Annotated in this window: 19 protein-coding genes; 7 read left to right on the plus strand and 12 right to left on the minus strand. The window is 68.8% G+C overall.

Annotated elements, in window-relative coordinates:
• Positions 1–248 precede the first annotated feature (248 nt).
• The 3 genes from ABLI39_RS05295 to pta all read right to left on the minus strand — a co-directional run bounded on the left by ABLI39_RS05295 (position 249) and on the right by pta (position 4,203).
• Positions 249–824 carry a GNAT family N-acetyltransferase gene (locus ABLI39_RS05295; RefSeq protein ID WP_349412379.1) on the minus strand — a complete coding sequence of 192 codons (576 nt, stop codon included), beginning with the start codon at positions 822–824 and terminating at the stop codon, positions 249–251.
• Positions 825–903: 79 nt separating this feature from the next.
• On the minus strand, positions 904–2,076 hold the full coding sequence (locus ABLI39_RS05300; protein WP_349412380.1) for an acetate/propionate family kinase: 1,173 nt from the start codon (positions 2,074–2,076) through the stop codon (positions 904–906).
• Positions 2,077–2,085: 9 nt separating this feature from the next.
• Positions 2,086–4,203 carry a phosphate acetyltransferase gene (pta, locus tag ABLI39_RS05305; RefSeq protein WP_349412381.1) on the minus strand — a complete coding sequence of 706 codons (2,118 nt, stop codon included), beginning with the start codon at positions 4,201–4,203 and terminating at the stop codon, positions 2,086–2,088.
• Positions 4,204–4,294: 91 nt separating this feature from the next.
• Between pta and ABLI39_RS05310 the strand changes: the two genes are divergently transcribed.
• The 3 genes from ABLI39_RS05310 to ABLI39_RS05320 all read left to right on the plus strand — a co-directional run bounded on the left by ABLI39_RS05310 (position 4,295) and on the right by ABLI39_RS05320 (position 6,861).
• Complete coding sequence (locus ABLI39_RS05310; RefSeq protein ID WP_349412382.1) at positions 4,295–4,801, plus strand: hotdog fold thioesterase; 507 nt, start codon at positions 4,295–4,297, stop codon at positions 4,799–4,801.
• Positions 4,802–4,818: 17 nt separating this feature from the next.
• Positions 4,819–6,156, plus strand: a complete 1,338-nt coding sequence (gene paaK, locus ABLI39_RS05315) for a phenylacetate--CoA ligase PaaK (protein WP_349412383.1) — start codon at positions 4,819–4,821, stop codon at positions 6,154–6,156.
• A gap of 99 nt (positions 6,157–6,255) precedes the next feature.
• Positions 6,256–6,861 carry a TetR/AcrR family transcriptional regulator gene (locus tag ABLI39_RS05320; RefSeq protein WP_349412384.1) on the plus strand — a complete coding sequence of 202 codons (606 nt, stop codon included), beginning with the start codon at positions 6,256–6,258 and terminating at the stop codon, positions 6,859–6,861.
• Between the two features lie 434 nt (positions 6,862–7,295).
• Here ABLI39_RS05320 and ABLI39_RS05325 read toward each other — a convergent pair whose 3' ends face one another.
• Both ABLI39_RS05325 and paaZ read right to left on the minus strand, forming a co-directional pair.
• Positions 7,296–7,703, minus strand: a complete 408-nt coding sequence (locus ABLI39_RS05325; RefSeq protein ID WP_349412385.1) for a VOC family protein — start codon at positions 7,701–7,703, stop codon at positions 7,296–7,298.
• A 141-nt stretch (positions 7,704–7,844) separates the two neighbouring features.
• Entirely contained in the window at positions 7,845–9,956 is a 2,112-nt protein-coding gene (paaZ, locus tag ABLI39_RS05330; RefSeq protein ID WP_349412386.1) for a phenylacetic acid degradation bifunctional protein PaaZ, read from the minus strand.
• 160 nt (positions 9,957–10,116) lie between these two features.
• Between paaZ and ABLI39_RS05335 the strand changes: the two genes are divergently transcribed.
• The gene (locus tag ABLI39_RS05335; protein ID WP_349412387.1) at positions 10,117–10,533 is read left to right on the plus strand and encodes a PaaI family thioesterase; all 417 of its coding nucleotides are present in this window, start codon (positions 10,117–10,119) and stop codon (positions 10,531–10,533) included.
• Here ABLI39_RS05335 and ABLI39_RS05340 read toward each other — a convergent pair.
• The 3 genes from ABLI39_RS05340 to ABLI39_RS05350 are packed head-to-tail and all read right to left on the minus strand — an operon-like array spanning position 10,530 to position 14,087.
• Entirely contained in the window at positions 10,530–12,725 is a 2,196-nt protein-coding gene (locus ABLI39_RS05340; RefSeq protein WP_349412388.1) for a S1 family peptidase, read from the minus strand. The genes ABLI39_RS05335 and ABLI39_RS05340 overlap by 4 nt on opposite strands.
• A gap of 9 nt (positions 12,726–12,734) precedes the next feature.
• Entirely contained in the window at positions 12,735–13,442 is a 708-nt protein-coding gene (locus ABLI39_RS05345) for a tyrosine-protein phosphatase (RefSeq protein WP_349412389.1), read from the minus strand.
• 18 nt (positions 13,443–13,460) lie between these two features.
• Positions 13,461–14,087, minus strand: coding sequence for a GNAT family N-acetyltransferase (locus tag ABLI39_RS05350; RefSeq protein WP_349412390.1), 627 nt, complete (start codon positions 14,085–14,087; stop codon positions 13,461–13,463).
• Between the two features lie 107 nt (positions 14,088–14,194).
• Here ABLI39_RS05350 and ABLI39_RS05355 point away from each other — a divergent pair, with 107 nt between their 5' ends.
• Positions 14,195–14,635 carry an SRPBCC family protein gene (locus ABLI39_RS05355; protein ID WP_349412391.1) on the plus strand — a complete coding sequence of 147 codons (441 nt, stop codon included), beginning with the start codon at positions 14,195–14,197 and terminating at the stop codon, positions 14,633–14,635.
• Positions 14,636–14,693: 58 nt separating this feature from the next.
• Here the strand turns inward: ABLI39_RS05355 and ABLI39_RS05360 are convergent, their stop codons facing one another.
• The 4 genes from ABLI39_RS05360 to ABLI39_RS05375 form a co-directional block, all read right to left on the minus strand.
• Positions 14,694–15,566, minus strand: coding sequence for a 3-hydroxyacyl-CoA dehydrogenase family protein (locus tag ABLI39_RS05360; protein WP_349412392.1), 873 nt, complete (start codon positions 15,564–15,566; stop codon positions 14,694–14,696).
• The gene (locus ABLI39_RS05365; RefSeq protein WP_349412393.1) at positions 15,563–16,366 is read right to left on the minus strand and encodes an enoyl-CoA hydratase/isomerase family protein; all 804 of its coding nucleotides are present in this window, start codon (positions 16,364–16,366) and stop codon (positions 15,563–15,565) included. Before ABLI39_RS05365 ends, ABLI39_RS05360 begins: the two co-directional genes overlap by 4 nt.
• On the minus strand, positions 16,366–17,577 hold the full coding sequence (locus ABLI39_RS05370; RefSeq protein ID WP_349412394.1) for a thiolase family protein: 1,212 nt from the start codon (positions 17,575–17,577) through the stop codon (positions 16,366–16,368). Before ABLI39_RS05370 ends, ABLI39_RS05365 begins: the two co-directional genes overlap by 1 nt.
• Positions 17,578–17,698: 121 nt before the next feature.
• Positions 17,699–18,352: a pentapeptide repeat-containing protein gene (locus ABLI39_RS05375; RefSeq protein WP_349412395.1), complete on the minus strand. Its 654-nt coding sequence runs from the start codon at positions 18,350–18,352 to the stop codon at positions 17,699–17,701.
• A gap of 145 nt (positions 18,353–18,497) precedes the next feature.
• On the opposite strand from ABLI39_RS05375, the gene ABLI39_RS05380 reads away from it, so the two are divergent.
• Both ABLI39_RS05380 and ABLI39_RS05385 read left to right on the plus strand, forming a co-directional pair.
• A complete protein-coding gene (locus tag ABLI39_RS05380) occupies positions 18,498–18,674 on the plus strand; it encodes a CsbD family protein (protein WP_146336704.1) in 177 nt (58 codons plus the stop codon).
• Positions 18,675–18,787: 113 nt separating this feature from the next.
• The gene (locus ABLI39_RS05385) at positions 18,788–19,576 is read left to right on the plus strand and encodes a dienelactone hydrolase family protein (RefSeq protein WP_349412396.1); all 789 of its coding nucleotides are present in this window, start codon (positions 18,788–18,790) and stop codon (positions 19,574–19,576) included.
• Positions 19,577–19,598: the final 22 nt, after the last annotated feature.

Consider the following 19,598-nt stretch of genomic DNA (forward strand, 5'->3'; position numbering starts at 1 on the left):
AACGCTCCAGCCCAGTTACTCGGCGCCCGAACTTGGCTGGGACCGGACGGGCAGCGGGATCTCGGGGGTTCCCGGCGGCCGAATGCAGTGTGGACGCGAACAACTGGGCGGGAGCGTCGGGACCGGGCCGGGCACGGGGTGGCCGCACTCCGGGCACCGGCAGTAGTCGCCGCCGATCAAGGGGCCAGGTTCAGGCGGCCGTTTGCCGAAGATGGCCGCTATGGCGCTTCGAATAGCGGCCATCTTCGTCAATCCGTTGAGTCCGTGCCCGGCTGCCCGGACTGCCATTCGTCGGCGAGAATGGCGTAGACGACTTCGGTGGCCCACTGGCCTTTGTAGTGCCACTTGTCCACCTGGGTGGCCTCCAGCCGCATGCCGAGGCGTTCGCACAGCGCCGCCGACGCCGCGTTCAGGGCGTCCAGCTTGGCGTCGATCCGGTGAAACCCGAGGTCCTCGAAGCCCAGCTTCAGCAGCGCCCGGGCGGCCTCGGACGCGATGCCCCTGCCGCGGGCCGCCGGGGCGAGGCTCCAGCCGATCTCGGCCTGCCCGCAGCCGGGCAGCCACTTGAGCACCACTTCCCCGAGCAGGCCGGGCGAGTCCGCGGCCTCAATAGCCAGGCAGATCCAATCGCCCTCCTTTTCGAAGACGAAGTTGGCGTACTTGCCCACAGACTCCATGGACTTGGTGTAGCTCTTCGCCTCCCCGGGGAGGAATCGGGCGGTCTCGGGCAGCGAGTGGTAGGCGTGGTAGGCGTCCAGGTCCGAGGCCTCGAAGCGGCGCAGCACCAGCCGGTCAGTGCGGAGGGGCAGGTTCAGTTCGGTCATGTCCCCCAGCCTAGGTCCCGTTCCCAACTGACTCGCAGCAGGGGCCGTTTTGAGCACTCAAAACGGCCCCTGCTGCTAGCTAATTGGGTTCCCCCGCGGCGACGGCGACGACGGCGGCGGTCGCCTCCGCGATGGCGCGCTCCTCGTCGGTCGGCACCACCAGCACCGGCAGGGCCGAGTCCGGCGTCGAGATGACCCGGGGTTCCTTGGAGCGTTCCCGGTTCAGTCCGGCGTCGAGCTCCACGCCGAGTGCGCCGAGCCGTTCCGCGACCAGGCTGCGGAACTGGTGCGAGTTTTCGCCGATCCCCGCCGTGAACACCAGCGCCTTCGCTCCCCCGACGGCCACGTGGTAGCCGCCGATGTACTTCGAGAGCCGGTAGGAGGCCACGGCGAGCGCCATGGCGGAGCGGGCATCCCCGGCCTCGGCCGCCTCGACGACCGAGCGCATGTCGTTGTTGCCCGCGAGTCCCTTGAGCCCGGACTGGCGGTTCAGCATCGAATCGAGGTCCTCGGCGGACCAGCCGGCCCGGCCGAGGAAGACCAGGATCGAGGGGTCAAGGTCGCCCGAGCGGGTGCCCATCACGAGGCCTTCGAGCGGGGTGAAGCCCATCGAGGTGTCAATCGACTTGCCGCCGCGGATGGCGGTGACGGACGCGCCGTTGCCCAGGTGGGCGATCACGGCGTCGAACTCCTCCACCGGCACATCCAGCAGCGCCGCGGCCCGGCTCGCGACATACTCGTGCGAGGTGCCGTGGAAGCCGTAGCGGCGGATGCCGTGGTTGGTATACAGCTCGTCCGGCACGGCGTAGCGCCAGGCGTGCTCGGGCAGCGTGCGGTGGAAGGCTGTGTCGAAGACGGCGACCTGCGGCAGCTCCGGCCACTTCTTGGCGATGGCGCGGATACCGAGCACGTTGGCCGGGTTGTGCAGCGGCGCCAGCGGGTTCAGCCGCTCGATGGCCCGGGTGATCTCGTTGTTGACCAGCACCGGTTCGGAGAACCGTTCCCCGCCGTGCACCACGCGGTGGCCCACGGCGTCCAGCGGCCGGTCACCGAGAGCCTCGTGGATCGCCCCGTCCACCTGTTCCAGCGCCTCGGCGTGGTCGCGGGGGCCCTCGATCTCGCCGTCGCCCTCGCCGCCGTTGCCCATCCCGATCTTCTCGATGAGCCCCTCGGCGAGGACGCTGCCCGCCTCGACGTCGCGGACCTGGTACTTGAGCGAGGACGAGCCGGAGTTGATGACGAGCACGAGCAAGGGGGCCTCCTAGGCCTTGGAGTCGACGGGCTGCAGCGCGGGCTGCGCGGGCACGGGCTGGACCGACTGGGCCTGGATCGCGGTGATGGCCACCGTGTTCAGGATGTCATCCACCGTGCAGCCGCGGGAGAGGTCGTTCACCGGTTTGCGCAGCCCCTGCAGCACGGGCCCGACGGCGACCGCCCCGGAGGACTGCTGGACCGCCTTGTACGTGTTGTTACCGGTGTTCAGGTCCGGGAAGATGAACACCGTCGCCTGGCCGGCCACCGTGGAGCCGGGCATCTTGGACTCGGCGATGGCGGCGTCGACGGCGGCGTCGTACTGGATGGGCCCCTCCACGGCGAGATCGGGGCGCCGCTGGCGCACCAGCTCGGTGGCCTGCCGGACGGCGTCCACCGCCTCCCCGGCCCCGGACCCGCCGGTCGAGTAGGAGAGCATCGCCACCCGCGGCTCGACTCCGAACTGGGCCGCGGTCTCGGCGGAGGCCAGCGCGATGTCCGCGAGCTGCTCCACGTTCGGCTCCGGGTTCACGGCGCAGTCGCCGTAGACCAGCACCCGGTCCGGCATCAGCATCAGGAACACCGAAGAGACGATTTTGACGCCCTCGCGGGTCTTCACGAACTCCAGCGCCGGGCGGATGGTGTGCGCCGTGGTGTGCGCGGCGCCGGAGACCATGCCGTCCACCACCCCCAGCTGGACCATCATGGTGCCGAAGTAGCTCTCGTCCTCCATCACCTCGAGCGCCTTCGCCAGGTCCACGCCCTTGTGCGCCCGGAGCTCCGCGTATTTCTGTGCGAAGCCCTGGCGCAGCTCGGAGGTGGCCGGGTCCACGATGTTGATGCCGGCGAGGTCGATCCCCTGCGTTGCCGCAAGCTCACGGACCTCGGATTCCCGGCCCAACACGGTGAGCTCGCAGACGTCCCGGCGGTGCAGGATCTCCGCGGCCCGCAGGATCCGGACGTCGGTGCCCTCCGGCAGGACGATGTGGCGGCGCTGCGAACGGGCCCGTTCAATCAGGTCGTGCAGGAACCGCAGCGGCGTCATCCGCTCCGGCCGGGGCAGGTGCAGCCGCTCCAGCAGTTCGGCCTCGTCCACGCGCCGGGCCCACAGGCCCAGGGCGGAGGCCACCTTGCGGCGGTGGCCGGACCAGATCTCGCTGCGGACCTCGGAGACCCGCTTGGCGGTCACGTAGGTGTCGTCCGGGGCGGCAAAGATGGGGAACGGAGCCTGCGCCAGCAGCGAGTAGATGGTCGGGTCCGGGGCCAGGCCGCCGGTCAGGATGAGTGCCGACGGGACCGGGAATTCCGGCGAGAACGACGAGGCCAGGCAGGCCACCAGCACGTCCGCCCGGTCGCCGGGGACAATCACCAGCGCGCCGTCGTCGAGTACGTGGAGGAAGTTGGCCACGTTCATGGCCGCCACTTTCACCGAGTGCACATCGCGTTCCAGGTCCGGCAGGCCGGCCACCTGGCCGAGACCCAGCGCGGAGGCAACCTCGCCCGTGGTGGGCCGCGCAATGTCCTCGAGTTCGGGGAAAACGTAGACCGGGCGGCCGGAGGCGCCGGGCCGGACCGCTGCGGCGATGGCCTCCAGGTCCGCGGGGTCGGCGCGGTTGACCATGATCGCCAGCAGCGCGCAGCGCTCGGCGAGGAGTTCCTTGCGGGCCACCTCGACGGCGTCAGCGGTTTCGGCCACGGTGCGGCCCTTCGCCCCGACGACGGCGACCATTGGCGCCGCGAGGTTGTTGGCGAGCCGGGCATTGAGGTCGAATTCGACGGCGGCGTCCTGGCCGGTCAGGTCCGTGCCCTCGATGATCACCACGTCGCAGTGCCGGGACATTTCCGCGAAGATCTCGACGCAGCGGGAGTCGATTTCCTCGCGCTTTCCCTCCGCGAGCAGGCCGCGGACCTCGGCGAACGTGAGGCCGCTGCGGCAGCGGTCGTCGTCGAGGTCGAAGCGGGACTTCATCAGCGCGACCATGGGATCGGCGTCGGCGCGGCCGTGGACCACGGGCTTGAAGAAACCGATGCGGTCCGCGTGCCGGTGCAGCGTGTCCGCCAGGCCCAAGGCAACCAGCGACTTCCCGGATCCCGGCGTGGTCGCACTGACATAGATTCCTTTGGCCATGTGTCCCAGCATACTTACACCCCTTGACAGCAGGCACCCGAATGGGATTACCTAATGAACATTCGGTAAATAAAGCTGGAGGCAACGACGCATGGCTGGACTGACGATTTCCGGGCACACCCACCCCATCCTGAAAGACGACTACGCCTCCGAGTGGATGGGCATTGAGGTCCTGGCGCTCGACGACGGCCACGCCACCATCCGGATGCCGCTGCGCCAGGAAATGCTCAACGGCTTCGGCATGGCGCACGGCGGAATGATCTTCGCCTTCGGCGACACCGCGTTCGCCCTTGCCTGCAACCCGGCGGCCCCGGAGGCGTCCGACGCCGGCTCCATTACGGTTGCGTCCGGCGTGGATATCAACTTCATCAAACCGGCCTTCCGAGGGCAGATCCTGACCGCCGTCGCGAACCACCGCGCCAGCACCGGCCGCAGCGGCCTGTACGACGTCCAGATCTACGCCGCGGACCCCGTTACGACGCAGGCACCGGCCGGCGCCGCATCCCCAACCGTCCCGGGCGAACTTCCTTCCGACGCCGTCCCGGGCGAACTCATCGCCGAGTTCCGCGGCCGCAGCCGCACCATCTCCAAGAAATAGAAACGTAGGAACCCCAGATGACCACCCCCACCGCTGAATCTGCCCTCGCCGCCAGCGACGCCGTCCTGGACCGCGAAGAAACCATCTCCCGCGACGAGCTCGAGGCCTTGCAGCTCAGCCGGCTCCAGCACACCGTGGCCTATGCCTACGACCGCGTCCCCCTGTACAAGCGCAAGTTCGACGAGGCCGGCGTGCACCCCACCGACCTCCGTGAGCTCTCCGATCTGGGCAAGTTCCCCTTCACCACCAAGGAGGACCTGCGCCTGGAGTACCCGTTCGGCATGTTCGCCGTGCCGCAGCAGGAGGTGGCCCGGATCCACGCCAGCTCCGGCACCACCGGCCGCGCCACCGTGGTCGGTTACACCAAGAAGGACCTCGCGGACTGGGCCAAGCTCGTGGCCCGCTCGCTGCGCGCCTCCGGCGTCCGGCCCGGGATGAAGGTGCACAACGCCTACGGCTACGGCCTCTTCACCGGCGGCATGGGCGCCCACGCCGGCGCCGAGGCCCTCGGCTGCACGGTCATCCCGATTTCCGGCGGCCAGACCGAACGCCAGATCACCCTGATCCAGGACTTCAAGCCGGACGCGATCCTGGCCACCCCCACCTACCTGCTGACCATCGCGGACGCGATGATGAAGCAGGGCATTGACCCGGCCTCCACCTCGCTCAAGTACGCCGTCCTCGGCGCCGAGCCGTGGACCGAGGAAATGCGCCACGAGCTCGAAACCACCATGAATATCAAGGCGTGCGACATTTACGGGCTCTCCGAGGTCATGGGACCCGGCGTCGCCGGCGAGGCCGTGGAAACCCAGGACGGCAGCCACATCTGGGAGGATCACTTCCGCCCCGAGATCATCGACGCCTTTGATCCCTCGGTGGTCCTGGGCGACGGCGAACCCGGCGAGCTGGTCTTCACCTCGCTCACCAAGGAAGCGCTGCCGATCATCCGCTACCGCACCAAGGACCTCACCCGGTTGCTGCCTGGCACGGCCCGCCCCGCACACCGCCGCATGGGCCGCATCACCGGCCGCAGCGACGACATGATCATCCTGCGCGGCGTGAACCTGTTCCCGTCGCAGATCGAGGAGATCGCCCTCCGGATCCCGGAGCTGAGCCCGCACTTCCAGCTCGAACTCACCCGCCCCGAAGGCCAGCGGATGGACCAGCTCACCGTCAGGATCGAACGCCGCGAGTCTGTCACCGCCGAGGTGGTCGCCTCGGCCGCGAAGGTCCTGCAGCAGCAGATCAAGATCCACGTCGGATCCTCCTGCACCGTCGACGTCGTCGAACCGGGCTCGCTGGAGCGTTCCAACGGCAAGCTGCGCCGGATCTACGACATGCGCCCCAAGGCCTGAACCGGCCCGTGCGCTCCGCAACCAGGGAAGCCCGGCCGGGTGCGTCCGTCAGGGCCCACCCGGCCGGACTGACCGACCGTTCATGAGAAACTAGCGAGTATGCCCAGCACAGTAACCAGCACCAAGCGCGGCCGGCCCGGCTATGACCAGCAGTCGGTCCTGCTGATCGCCGTCGACGTCTTCAACCGCCACGGCTACGACGCCACCTCAATGGGCATCCTCGCCGAGAACCTGGGCATCTCCAAGTCCGCCATCTACCACCACGTGCCGTCCAAGGGCGACCTGCTGAAGCTCGCGCTGAACCACGCCCTCGGCGGCCTTGAGGCCATCCTGGACCGCCCCGAGGCGCAGACCGGCTCCGCTGACGCCCGGCTGGAGTTCGTGCTGCGGGAGACCATCTCGGTCCTGGTGGAGCGGCTGCCGTTCGTCACGCTGCTGCTCCGGCTGCGCGGCAACACCGAGATCGAACGGGACGCCCTCGAACGCCGCCGCACCTTCGACCACAAGGTGGCGGCCCTGATCTCCGCGGCCCGCGACGAGGGCTCGCTGCGCCAGGACATTGACCCCCGCACGGTCACCCGGCTGCTGTTCGGCACCATTAACTCGATCGTCGAATGGTACAAACCCGGCGGTTCCCTGTCGCCGCAGAAACTCGCCGACGACGTCATCACCATGGCGTTCCACGGCCTGCACGTCCCGGATTAGCCTCCTCCGGCGCCCGCCGCAGGGTCCGGGGGCACTCTGCGGGTTGCCGCAGGGATTCCGCCTTCGACCGCCGGCGTGTCCGTGTCAATGTGCCCCCGGACGAACCCGCCGCCAAAAGAGTCTGCGCGAGCCGCGGCGTCGCTGAACCCCCGGAACCGGGTTCGGCAGGCACACCGACGACGGCGAGGAACTGGACGCCGTGACGGCGTCGGCCGTTGTTGCCCGGGCCGCGTTCCGGCCCGGGTCAGAGAGCCGACGGCGACGGCGGCGGTCCGGGGGCACTTTGAAAGCCTCGGCGCGCGTTTCGCCGGCTAAGACCGGCGTGTCCGTGTCAATGTGCCCCCGCCCGGCGACCCGACCAGCCCGCACACGCAAGGCGGCACCCCGGAGTCCGGGGTGCCGTTTCCTCAGGCTGGACGCCGTGGAGCTGCCGCTCAGAGCTGGTAATCGGCTGCCGTGGTGATGTTCTCGTGCACGCAAAGAATGTTGTGCTCGGTGTCCATAAACCAGGCGCACTTCTCGGAATCCGTAACGCAGATGTGGTTCTCGGTCTTGAGGTCGGGGAGATCATAGTCCTGGAACATGACGCCCTTGGCTTCCATCTCCCTGACGGTGCGCTCGATCTCGCTGAGTTCGAAACTCAGGGTGGTGTGCTCTGAATGCTTTCCATCCCGGACTGGCATCAGCTGCAGCATCGGGCCGCCGGCCGAGCCAAACAGTTCACTTCCGTCGTCTGTCACTCCACGGTGAGGCAGGCCCAGGGTGTCCGCATAAAAGCGGTGGGCGCGCTCCACATCATCGACTGGCAGGACCGTTGTGGCTTTATCTAATACGAGGGTCATTTCGCCACCTCCTACGAACCAAATTTTACGCCGAAGGAGGGGCTAAAGAGCCCGCCCCTCCGCGGTTGCCCTATCACGTATGGCTGCTATTCCGGCGTCTTGGCAGCCATACGTGATAGGGCAACGGGAGGGGCGGAAGGGCTATTTCTCGACGAGGGTCAGCACGTCGTAGGTGGCCACGATCTGGTCGTCCTGGTTGGTCAGGACGGCGTCCCAGGCCACCTCGCCGTACTCGTCCGTCTCACGCGGGGTGATCTTCTTGGCCGTCAGGGTGACCCGGATGGAGTCGCCGGCCGCCACGGGGGTGATGAAGCGCAGGTTCTCCAGGCCGTAGTTCGCCAGCACCGGGCCCGGTGCTGGTTCCACGAACAGCCCGGCGCCCCAGGCCAGCAGCAGGTAGCCGTGCGCGACGATGCCCGGGAAGAACGGGTTGGCCTCCGCCGCCTCCTGGTTGGTGTGGGCGTAGAAGGTGTCGCCGGTGGAGTTGGCGAACTTGGTGATTTCCTCCAGCGAGACCTCGCGCAGCTCCGAGCGGATGGCATCGCCAATGTGCAGCGTGGCCAGCGGTTTCCGGAAGGGGTGCTGGCCCTCGGTCTCGAGGGTGAAGTTGCGGTCCGCGCCGGTGTGCCAGACACCCGTGACGGCGGTCAGCATGTTCGGCGAGCCCTGGATCGCGGTGCGCTGCATGTGGTGCATGACCGAGCGGATGCCGCCGAGTTCCTCGCCGCCGCCGGCGCGGCCCGGGCCGCCGTGGACCAGGTGCGGGACCGGGGAGCCGTGCCCGGTGGAGCTGCGGGCGTCCTCGCGGTTGAGCATCAGCACGCGGCCGTGGTGCGCCGCGATCCCGGTGACCAGCTGCTGCGCCACCGCGGGATCGTTGGTGCAGACCGAGGCCACCAGCGAGCCGCCGCCGCGGGCGGCGAGGCGGACGGCGTCGGCCAGGTCCGTGTAGCCGATCACCGAGGAAACCGGGCCGAAGGCTTCGAGCGAGTGGACCTCCTCGGCCTCCGGATCGGCCCAGCTGAGCAGTACCGGGGACATAAACGCGCCGCCGTCGACGACGCCGACGCTGCCGTCCGCGCTGGTGACCTTCGGCGAATCGAGGGTACCGTAGGCGAGTTCGCCGCCGGCGTCGAGCATCGACTGGACGGCGGCACGCACGTCGGCGAGCTGTTCGAGGGAGGCGAGGGCGCCCATCGTGACCCCGTCGGCGCGGGGATCGCCGAGCACCACCCGTTCAGTGATCCGCTCCCCCACGGCAGCGACGACGTCGGACACCAGCTCCTGCGGCACAATCGCCCGGCGGATCGAGGTGCACTTCTGGCCGGCCTTGGCGGTCATCTCGGTGACGAGCGACTTGATGAAGGCGTCGAATTCCGGCGTGCCTTTGACGGCGTCCGGGCCCAGGATCGCGGCGTTGAGGGAGTCGGTCTCGGACGTGAACCGGACGCCGCCCTTGACCACGTTGGGGTGGGACTTCAGCGTGTTGGCGGTTGAGGCCGAGCCGGTGAAGGCGACGAGGTCGCGGTAGTCCAGGTGGTCCAGCAGGGTGCGGACGGAACCGGAGACGAGCTGCAGCGAGCCCTCGGGCAGGATGCCGGATTCGTCGATCGCCTTCACCACGGCCGCGGCGACGTAGCCGGTGGGGGTGGCGGGCTTGACGATCGTGGGCACGCCGGCGATGAAGGCCGGGGCGAGCTTTTCGAGCATGCCCCAGACCGGGAAGTTGAAGGCGTTGATCTGCACGGCGACGCCGGGGATCCGGGTGTAGATATGTTCGCCGGCGAAGGAGCCGTCACGGGAGAGCACCTCCATGGGCCCGTCCACGACCACCTGGGCGTTGGGCAGCTCGCGCCGGCCCTTGGAGCCGAAGGTGAAGAGCACGCCGATGCCGCCGTCGATGTCGATCATCGAGTCGACCTTGGTGGCGCCGGTCTGCGCGGACAGTGCATAGAACTCGTCGCGGCGGCCGTTGAGGTACTGCGCGAGCTCCTTGAGCTTGAGGGCGCGCTGGTGGAAGGTCAGCTTGCCCAGTTCCGCCTGGCCGGTGGTGCGGCCGTAGTCCACGACGGCGGCGAGGTCCAGGCCCTCGGTGCTCACCTTGGCCAGCAGTTCGCCGGTACTGGCGTCCAGGACCGAGGCCGCTCCGGCTGCCGAGACGGCGTCGGGGGTCCACCACGAGTTCCGGATGAAGCTGGGGACGATCTCGACGGTGCCGACAGAGGGTTCCGGAGCTGTTGCAGTGGTGGTCATCGTTGACGGGTCCTTCCAACGCGGGGCAAGATCAACACGGCCAGCGCATTACTGACCGTCCGTTCGGTAATATGTCTACAGTACATGAAGGAGCCCTGCGGCACACTAGTAGTGGCAGGACCGACCGGCCCGAGGCGGGCCCAAGCCCCAAGGAGACGCTATGACCCCCGATTCCCCCGCCGGTGAGCCGTGGAAGATCACGCTCGGCGAACTTGACGAGAAGATGGGGGTCAAAATCGTGGAGCAGTCAGTGGAGCGGGTGGTCGCCACGATGCCGGTGGAGGGCAACCGGCAGTCCTTCGGCCTGCTGCACGGCGGCGCCTCGCTGGCCGTCGGCGAGGCTGTGGGTTCCTGGGCCGCGGTGATTCACGCCAGCACCCTGGGCAAGACCGCGGTGGGCGTGGACGTTTCGGCGACACACCACAGGTCGGCCAGGGAGGGGACCATCACCATCACGGCCACGCCGCTTCACCTGGGCGGCACGGTGACCACCCACGAGGTGCTGATCACCAACGAGGCCGGCCAGCGGCTCTGCACGCTGCGGATCACCAACCTGCTGCTGGAGCGGAAGGCCTAGGACCGGCTGTTAGTGCCGGCCCTCACGGTCCGGCGGCGGCCGGCAATCATGAGCACGCTGGCCAGCAGGACGGAACCGCCCGCCAGGCCGGCAGCCGGCAGCAGCCACTCAGTGCCCGGCCCCGCCCCCTGTCCGGACCTTGCCGGCGGACCCGCCGGTGCAGCGGCCCGGGGCGGCGCAGCGGTCGACACCTCGGCCGGCGATTTGGCTTGAGTCTCCGGAACGACGTCGGTCTGCCCTGGAACGCCGCCCTGCGCTGCGGACCACACAGCACCGTCGGCATTGTCGTCGGACAGCTCGAAGGGCTGCGCGGAGTCCACCGGGTCAGTGGCTGCCGCTGCGGCCGGCTGCTCGGCCGGGACGGGCGCGACGCCGGGATCATGCTGGGCCGCCGACGCAGCAGCTGCGCCAGCCGGGGCCGGCACGGAGACGTCGACGGCAAGAGTGACCGCACTGGACCGGCTAAAGCCGTTGACCGTCTCTGCCGTGAAGGTCAGGCGGCCTGCGGTCGCAGGAGCGGGGAAGGACCAGTGTCCCGCCGGGTCCACCGGCACGTCCGACGGCGGCTGGCCGGGCAGCGTGATGCGCACCGTCGAGCCCGCCGCGACGGCGGAGGCGGGGGCCGCCGGTACACGGCCGGTGATGGCCGCCCCGGTCGTCACCGCCGGGTTGGCCGGATCCACGAGCTCCGGTTTGTTCAGGAAGAGCTGCAGTTGCACGTCCGGGACGAACTCCAGGGCGTCCTCGAGGGTGGCCGCGATGGCACGCAACTGGGTGGTGCCTTGCTTCTCCGCCGCCGTATGGGTTCCCACTGCAAAATTGCCGCTGATCCAGGGGCCACCGGAATCACCGCCGTCCGACGTGACCGTGGTGGAATCGAAAGCCCTGACCGCACGAAGGTCGTTGGCGAAGTTTGGCGACAGGCTCTTCGGTCCCGGAATCAGCCAGATCCCGACCGAGTCGACGGTGCCGCACTTCCACCCGGTGGTCTGGCCGGACCGGCACACGGGCTGGCCCACCTTCGGGGCCATCGCTCCGATGATTTTGACGGCCGTGGGCCCCGGGTTTGCGGGGTCCGCGCTGTTATATGCCGGCCCGACGCCGCGCCACTTGGTCACAGCTGGCTGTACCCTGACGCCGGCTGCAAGGTCATTGATCACGGCGATGTCCGTCCCGATGTTGCTGGCGCTAGTACCGGTAGTCGCTGTATTGCCGGGGCCGCCGAACTGGCTGAACCCGAAGGTTCCGAGCGGCGCGAGGACAGCAGGCTTGGCCGTCGTAGCACCCCCCGCCTTCGAGGCGGTGGCCGGCTCGATGGCCGTGGCATGGCTGGCGCCGTCGCCGGCGCAGTGGCCAGCGGTCAGGATGAGTGGCGCTCCTGTGGTGCGGTTGAAGGCTCCGAAGCCGGCAGAGCACGTGAAGTTGCTGTCCGTGACGTAGCCCTGTCCGCCGAAGAGGTCCGAGGTGACCGGGGCCTGGGTGGTGACCGGGGCACCCTTTTCCAGCTGGACATTCGTGAAGCGCGCCACGAAAGCTGCGGCTGTAATTTTGTCTGGCACGGGAGTCACGGACGTTACCGGCGGCTGCGGGTCCAGAAAGTCCGGCAGCGCCGCCTCGGCTGTGTTGGTTCCCCCGGTCCGGATGACAAAGTGGCCGTCGGCGTAGGCCACGGCCTGCAGCCCGGCCGGCCCGACCTCGCGGACGTAGGCCGCGAACAGTTCGTCCACGCTCGAGGCCTCCTGCCGGACGGACGATTGCCCCGTCGCGGCGGCTGGGACGGGGACGTCAAGCACGAAATCCGCGGTCGGGCCCGCCGCGTTCAGCTCAGCGATCCGGGACTGCAGCTCCGCGCCGCTTCCCCGGACGACGATTTTGCCGCTCACAAGGCTCATGCCCACGTACCCTGGGAGCCCGCGCAGGGTTGTTGCGGCGTCGGCGGCGCGCTTGGCCAGCTGTCCCGCGGCGTTGAATTCCTCGAGCGTCAGGCCGAGATCCCTCCGGATGGCCTCCGCGAGCCCGGCGTCGCTGAGGGCGGGAGATGTGGGTCCGGATCCCGTGGACGCAACCGGGGACGGTGTGGCAGAGCCGGTCCGCCCGGTCTCGGCAAATGCGGGGACGGCCAGAGACGAGCCAGCGAGTACCACGGCGGCTGCCGCCATTCGCACGGCCAGCGCGTATTTGGGAGTCTTCACCCGGTTACTCTAGCGCCCCAATTTAGCCAAAATGGCGTCCATCTGCCCGACTGTTACCCCATTGTGCCCTAGGAACTCTGCGGTCTTCACCTGCCGCACAAAGCGCAGGAGGCTTTCCCGGCGGCGGGCGACCAGCGGCGCGAGGATGTCCTCGGGCAGGTACCGCTCGTGCGGATGCGGGGTGGCGGCCACGCGGTGGTGTTCGTTGATGGACCGCAGGGCGCGTTCGTAGGCCAGGGCAATGGCGTCCTCCCCGGCTCCGGCAAGGTCCTGGAGCATGGCCGCGATCATGCCGCTGCGGTCCCGGCCCGCCGAGCAGTGGATCACGACGGCGCCGCGGGCCGCTGCCACGGCCTGGAACACCGCCGTGAGCTTGCCCGGGAAGATCCTGGCGTTGTCCGGATAGGACGCCGGGTCGTTCAGGTAGGGGACGCACAGGGCACGGAATTCACTGTTGGAGGGGTCCTCCGTGGGGACGTTCACGACGTCGAACGCCGCCAGGGCCTCCTCGCGCACCGGCGGGTCGGTGACGCGGCGGCGGATCTCCTCCGGGTTGCGGAGGTCGATCACCGTACGGATGCCGCCGTCGTAGGCCTGCTGCCAGCCGGTCTCGGTGAGCCATTCCCGGCGCCCCATCCGGTAGACGCTGCCGGCAACGTGCCAGGCGTTGACCGCCCCGTCCCAGCCCACCTTGCCGCCAGGACTCTGCTCTTTCACGGAATCACCCCATCCCATCTACTCACCGAGCCCACGTTCGCGCCGCTTCGCCAGCCTGAATTCGAGGGCACTCCGCACCATCGGCCACTCCTGTTCCAGGATGGAAAACACCACGGTGTCGCGCAGCACGCCGTCGGCCGTCCGGGTGTGGCTGCGCAGGACGCCGTCCTGTTTGGCGCCCAGCCGCGCGATCGCCTCGCGGGACTGATGGTTGAGCCATTGGGTGCGGAATTCGACGGCCGGGCAGCCGAGGGTCTCAAACGCGTGCCGCAGCAGCAGTAGCTTGGAGTCCGGGTTGCTGCCGCTGCCGTGCGCGGAGGCGGCGTTCCAGGTGGATCCGATCTCCACCCGGGGCGTGGCGGCGTCGATATTCATATAGGTGGTCATCCCGATCACCCGGCCCGGGGCGCCGGTGGCCGGATCGAGCAGCCGGGTGGTGAAGGGCAGCATCGAGCCGTTCTCCTGCAGCGCGAGGCGCCGGTCGATCTCGGCGGCCATGGCTTCCGGTGCAGGGACCGAGGTGTACCAGAGTTTCCAGAGGTCGCCGTCGCGGACGGCGTCCACCAGGCCGTCGTGGTGGTCCTGGCACAGAGGCTCCAGCACCACGTACTGGCCGGTGAGGGTGAGGGGTTGAATGCGGTCCACGGAACCATCCTAGGTGCGGCGGCGCTCCGCCCGGCCGGCCCCGGCCCCCGCGACGGACAGGCCGCCGGCGCGCTGTCCAATCGCAGACTTCTGGGTAGGCTGGGCCCATGATCACAGTCACCGGCACGGTCCGCTCCACACTGGAGGCCGGCGAGGCCTTCGCGTACCTCTCGGCGTTTGAGCACACGCCCGAATGGGATCCCGGAACGCCGGTGGTCAGGAAGCTTTCCGACGGACCCGTCGCGGTGGGCCACCGGTACGAGGCGGAGGCGGAGTTCCGCGGCAAGCGCCAGACGCTGATCTACGAGGTGGTGGAGCTCGCTGAAGGCCGGATCACGTTGCGCGGCGAGAATAAGGCCGTCATCTCGGTGGACACCATCGAGGTGGAGCCCTCGGGACCCGGCTCTGAAGTCAGGTACACCGCGGAATTCGAGCTCAAAGGCTGGCGCAGGCTCGCCGAACCGATCGTGCGGCCGGCGTTCCAGTCCCTGGCTGGACCCGCCATGGACGGCATGAAGAGGGCCCTCGACTCGCGGGCCGCGCAGTAGGCCCGGGCGCCTGACCGGCCCGGACGAATCCCCCAATGAATGTCCGCCCGGGTCCGGCTCAGGCGGTCCAGTCGAAGAAGCCTTTGCCGGTCTTGCGGCCGAGTTCGCCGCGGGCCACCTTGTCCCGGAGGATCTGCGGCGGGGCAAAGCGCTCACCCAGCGTGGAGGCCAGGTATTCGGCGATGCCCAGACGGACGTCCAGGCCGACGATGTCGGTGGTGCGCAGCGGGCCGGTGGGGTGCTTGTAGCCAAGGACCATGGCGTTGTCGATGTCCTCGGCCGAGGCGACGCCTTCCTCCACCATGCGCATCGCTTCGAGGGCGATCGCGACGCCCAGCCTCGAGGACGCGAATCCGGGGGCGTCGTTGACGACCACCGCGGTCTTGCCCAGCGCCTCCACCCAGCCGCGGGCAGCCTGGGCGAGGGTCTCGGACGTCTGTTCGCACAGGACCACCTCGATCAGGGTGGACGCGGGGACCGGGTTGAAGAAGTGCAGGCCCAGGAAGTTCTGCGGGCGCTTCAGCTCGCGGGCCAGGCCGTTGACGGAGAGCGAGGAGGTGTTGGAGGCGAGGAACGCGTCCGGCGCGAGCCGTTCCTCTATCCCGCGCAGCGAGGCCACCTTGAGGTCCCATTCTTCGGGCACAGCCTCGATGACGAGCTGCCGGTCCTTGAAATCGTCATAGTCCACGGTCACGGAGAGCCGGGCGACCATTTCGTCGAGGTTGCCGTCCGTGGCGCCGCGTTCGATGCTTTTGGCCGCTGCGGATTCCACCCGCTCGCGGGCGGCCTCGGCGGACTGCTCGTCGCGTTCGACGACGAGAACGTTGGCGCCTTTGATCAGGAAGGCGTGGGCGATGCCCGCGCCCATCCGGCCGCCGCCGAGCACCCCGACGGTAGTGGGCAGGTTCGCGGGGCGTGCGGAGTTGCTCATGGCTGCTTCTTCCGGTCTGATTCCTTGGCTGACTTCTTAGCTGTTTTCTTATCCAAGAATGACTGCATGCGGTCGAACTTCGCCTGCGATTCGAAAAGGATCCCCTGCGCCAGCTGGTCGATCAGCGGGTGCGCTTCCGCCGGGGCATGGAACACCGACTTGGTGATCCGCACCGCGAGCGGGTCCTGCTGCGCGATCCGGTCCGCCAGCGCGTGCGCCGCGTCCATCAGCTGTTCGGGCTCGTGGATCTCGGTGATGAGTCCGACGGCGAGCGCGCGGTCGGCGCGGAACACCGCGCCGGCCAGCAGGATTTCCTTGGCCACGGGCTCCCCCACCAGCTCCTTGAGCCGCCAGCTGGCACCGGCGGCGGCCAGGATGCCGAGGCCGGTCTCGGGGTTGCCGATCCGGATCCCGGGCGTGCCGAGCCGGAAGTCGGCCGCGTAGGCCAATTCGGCGCCGCCGCCGAGGCAGAAGCCGTCGATGGCCGCGATGACCGGCATGGGCAGCTTGGCGATCCGGACGAAGATGGTCGAGTTGATACCCTGCAGCGCGTCGTCGCGGCGGCGTTCGCGCAGCTGGGCGATGTCCGCGCCGGAGGCGAACACACCCTCCGTGCCCGCGATCACCAGTACCTTGGGCGTCTGCTCCAGGTAGGCGCAGACCCGATGCAGCTCGTCGACCATCTGCTGGTCGATCGCGTTGCGGACCTCGGGGCGGTTGAGCAGCACCACCACCCGGTCTTCGCGTTCTTCGACCAGGAGCGTGGCGAAGCCGCCCGGCTCAAGCGCCGCGGCGGCCACTAGACGCGCTCCAACAGCATGGCGGTGCCCTGGCCGACGCCGATGCACATGGTGGCCAGGCCGATCTTGGCATCCTCGCGTTCCATCCGGCCCAGCAGGGTGATGGCAATCCGGGATCCGGACGAACCAAGCGGGTGCCCCAGACTGATGGCGCCGCCGTCGCGGTTCACGATCTCCGGGTCCAGGCCGAGCCGGCGGATGGAGGCCAGGGACTGCGTGGCGAAGGCCTCGTTGAGCTCGACGGCGCCGAGGTCGCCGACGTCGAGCCCGCTCCGGGCGAGGACCTTTTGCGTAGCGGGGACGGGGCCGATGCCCATGATCTCGGGTTCACACCCGGCGGAGGCGCCGTCAATGATGCGGGCCCGCGGCGTGAGGCCGAGCTTCTTGATCGCTGCTTCGGAAGCGACGATGATCGCGGAGGCGCCGTCGTTCAGGGTGGAAGAGTTGCCGGCGGTGACCACGGAGCCGCCCGCAACGACGGGCCGGAGCCCGGCGAGCACGTCCAGGGTGGTCCCGGCGCGGGGGCCCTCGTCGGTGTCCACGACCGTCTCGCCCTTGCGGGTCTTGACGGTCACGGGGACGATTTCGTCGGTGAAGCGGCCGGCGGCAATCGCGGCGAGCGAGCGCTCGTGCGAGCGGACGGCGAACGCGTCGGCGTCCTCGCGGGAAATGCCGTCCACGCGGGCGACCTCCTCGGCCGTTTCCGGCATGGAGTACGTCATTTTGCCGCCGCGGGAGAGCTCACCCTTCTGGAACAGCGGGTTGGCGAAGCGCCAGCCGATGGAGGTGTCGAAGATCTGGCCCGGCTTGGCGAAGGCGGTCTGCGGCTTCTCCTGCACCCAGGGGGCGCGGCTCATGGATTCGACGCCGCCCGCGATCACGATGTCCGCGGCGCCGGATTTGATCATCTGGCTGGCCATGATGATGGCGCTCAGGCCCGAGGCGCAAAGCCGGTTCACGGTGATGCCGGGGATGTGCAGCGGAAGGCCGGCCAGGAGGGTGGCCATCCGGGCGACGTTGCGGTTCTCCTCCCCGGCGCCGTTGGCGTTGCCGAGGATGACCTCGTCGATGGCGTCGGGGTCGACCCCGGCACGGGCCACGGCTTCACGGACCACCAGCGCCGCCAGGTCGTCCGGACGGACAGCGGAGAGCGCCCCGCCGTACCGCCCCACGGGAGTGCGGGCACCGCCAACAAGAAAAGCCTCGACCATGAGAACATCCTTCACCAAGGGAGCAGGGCCGGCAGCAGGGGAAATTACCGACCGTTCGTTCTATAAAGATTACACGGCAGGGCAAGGGGGTCAACCGGGCGTCCCCGGATGACGCGGCGGCTCAGGCGACGGTGATGCCGAGCTGTCCGGCCAGCAACGGCGCCAGCAGGGTCAGCTGGTACTCGTCGACGACCAGCCCTGCGAGCGAGTCGAGGCCGCTCAACGACCGGAAATCGGTGCCGCGCAGGTCGAAGTCCTTGAGCCGGGCACCGCTGAAGTCCAGGCTGCCGACGGTGCAGTTCTTCAACGCCACCCGGGTGGCCGTGCACGAGCCCAGGTCCAGCTCGTTGATGATGCAGTCGCTGATCTGCACGTCCACGAGCTTGGAGCCGCGGAGATTGACGTAGTCCAGCTTCCCGCCGTCGATCCGCACGGACTGCCAGCCGCTTTCATAGAGTTCCGCCGAACCCCAGCGGGGGTTGCGGATCTCGACGTCGCGCAGGCTCGAGCGCGCGGCGGTGAACACCGGCGCGTACACCTCGGCGAGGACGCAGTCGCGGAAGCCGGCGCCGCGCAGTTGCGCCTCGTTGAAGGAGGCGCCGTCGAACTCGCACTCGGCGAAGTCCGTTCCGCTGAGCTCCAGCCCGTCTGCGGCCACCCGGCTGTACCGGACGCCGTCGTAGCGTTCGCCGCGCCGGAAGTCCGGGGCCGGATCCTCCACAAGGTCCGCCAGCCGCACCGGCGTGAGGCGCGGGGCAATGATTTTGGGCTTCATGGTTCGAGCCTATCCGGGTCCGCCAGCGACCCTTCAGCCGGGGCAGGATCGAATGATCCGAGAAAGGACTTGAATTAGTAAGCATGCTTTGTGTTATGGTGAAAATGCGTTGAATTTCAACCGGAAACGAAAGGTGAAACACACCATGGGTATCGGAGACAAGATTCAGAACGAAGCGGAGCACCTCGGCGGCAAGGCCAAGGAAGCTACTGGCGACGCCACCGGCAATGACCGCCTGAAGGCCGAAGGCCAGAAGGACCAGGTCGTCGCCGACGCCAAGAAGGTCGGCGAGAACGTCAAGGACGCGGTCAAGCGCGACTAGTCCTTAACCTCGACGGCGTCGGGCATTCCTTTGGGGGATGCCCGGCGCCGTTTTGTGTGTCCGGATGCAAGACTGTCCCCAGGCAACATCCGTCTGCAGACAGAGGAGTGCACATGGGCAGGAATCCCGCCGGCCGGCCCGGGGCGCCGGAGACTGTTCGGCACAACCTGGACCTCAGCGCGGCCAGCAGCACCGCCGGCGGCTCACCGCGGCTTTACGGCTACGTGGCCGAGCCCGAGGGGGCCGGGCCTTTCCCCGGCGTGCTGATGGTCCATGAAGCCTTCGGGCTCGACGACATCACGGTCCGGCACGCCGAGCGGCTGGCCGCCTCCGGGTATCTGGTCCTGGCAGTGGACTTGTACAGCGACGGCGGCGCGCGCCGCTGCCTCGTGGCGACCATGCGGTCCCTGGCGGCCGGGCAGGGGCGGGCGTTTACGGACCTGGCGGCGGCCCGGCAGTGGCTGCTGGATTCCGGCCGCACGACGGGGAAGATCGGCGTGATCGGCTTCTGCATGGGCGGCAGTTTTGCCCTGCTGATGGCCAACGACGGCTTCGACGCCGCGGCCGTGAACTACGGCAGGCTGCCCAGGGACCCGGAAACGGCACTCGCCGGCGCCTGCCCCATCGTGGCCAATTTCGGAGCCAGGGACCGGACGCTGCCCGGGGCGGCGGCACAACTCGAGTCGGTCCTCGAACAGCTGGGCATCGAGCACGACGTCAAGGAGTTCGAGACGGCCGGGCACGCCTTCCTCAACGACGCCGAGGCCGGGCCGAGGCCGCTGCGCCCGCTGTTCCGGGTGCTCGGCATCGGCCCGGATCCGCAGTCCGCCCCGGAGGCCTGGCGTCGGATCGAGGATCACTTCGCCCAGTACCTGAAGAATCCCGGATCGATTGCTCCGTAACCGCCCTTTTGGAGTCCCAGAA

The organism is Pseudarthrobacter sp. B907, assembly GCF_040137805.1.
In the GTDB taxonomy this organism is placed as follows: domain Bacteria; phylum Actinomycetota; class Actinomycetes; order Actinomycetales; family Micrococcaceae; genus Arthrobacter.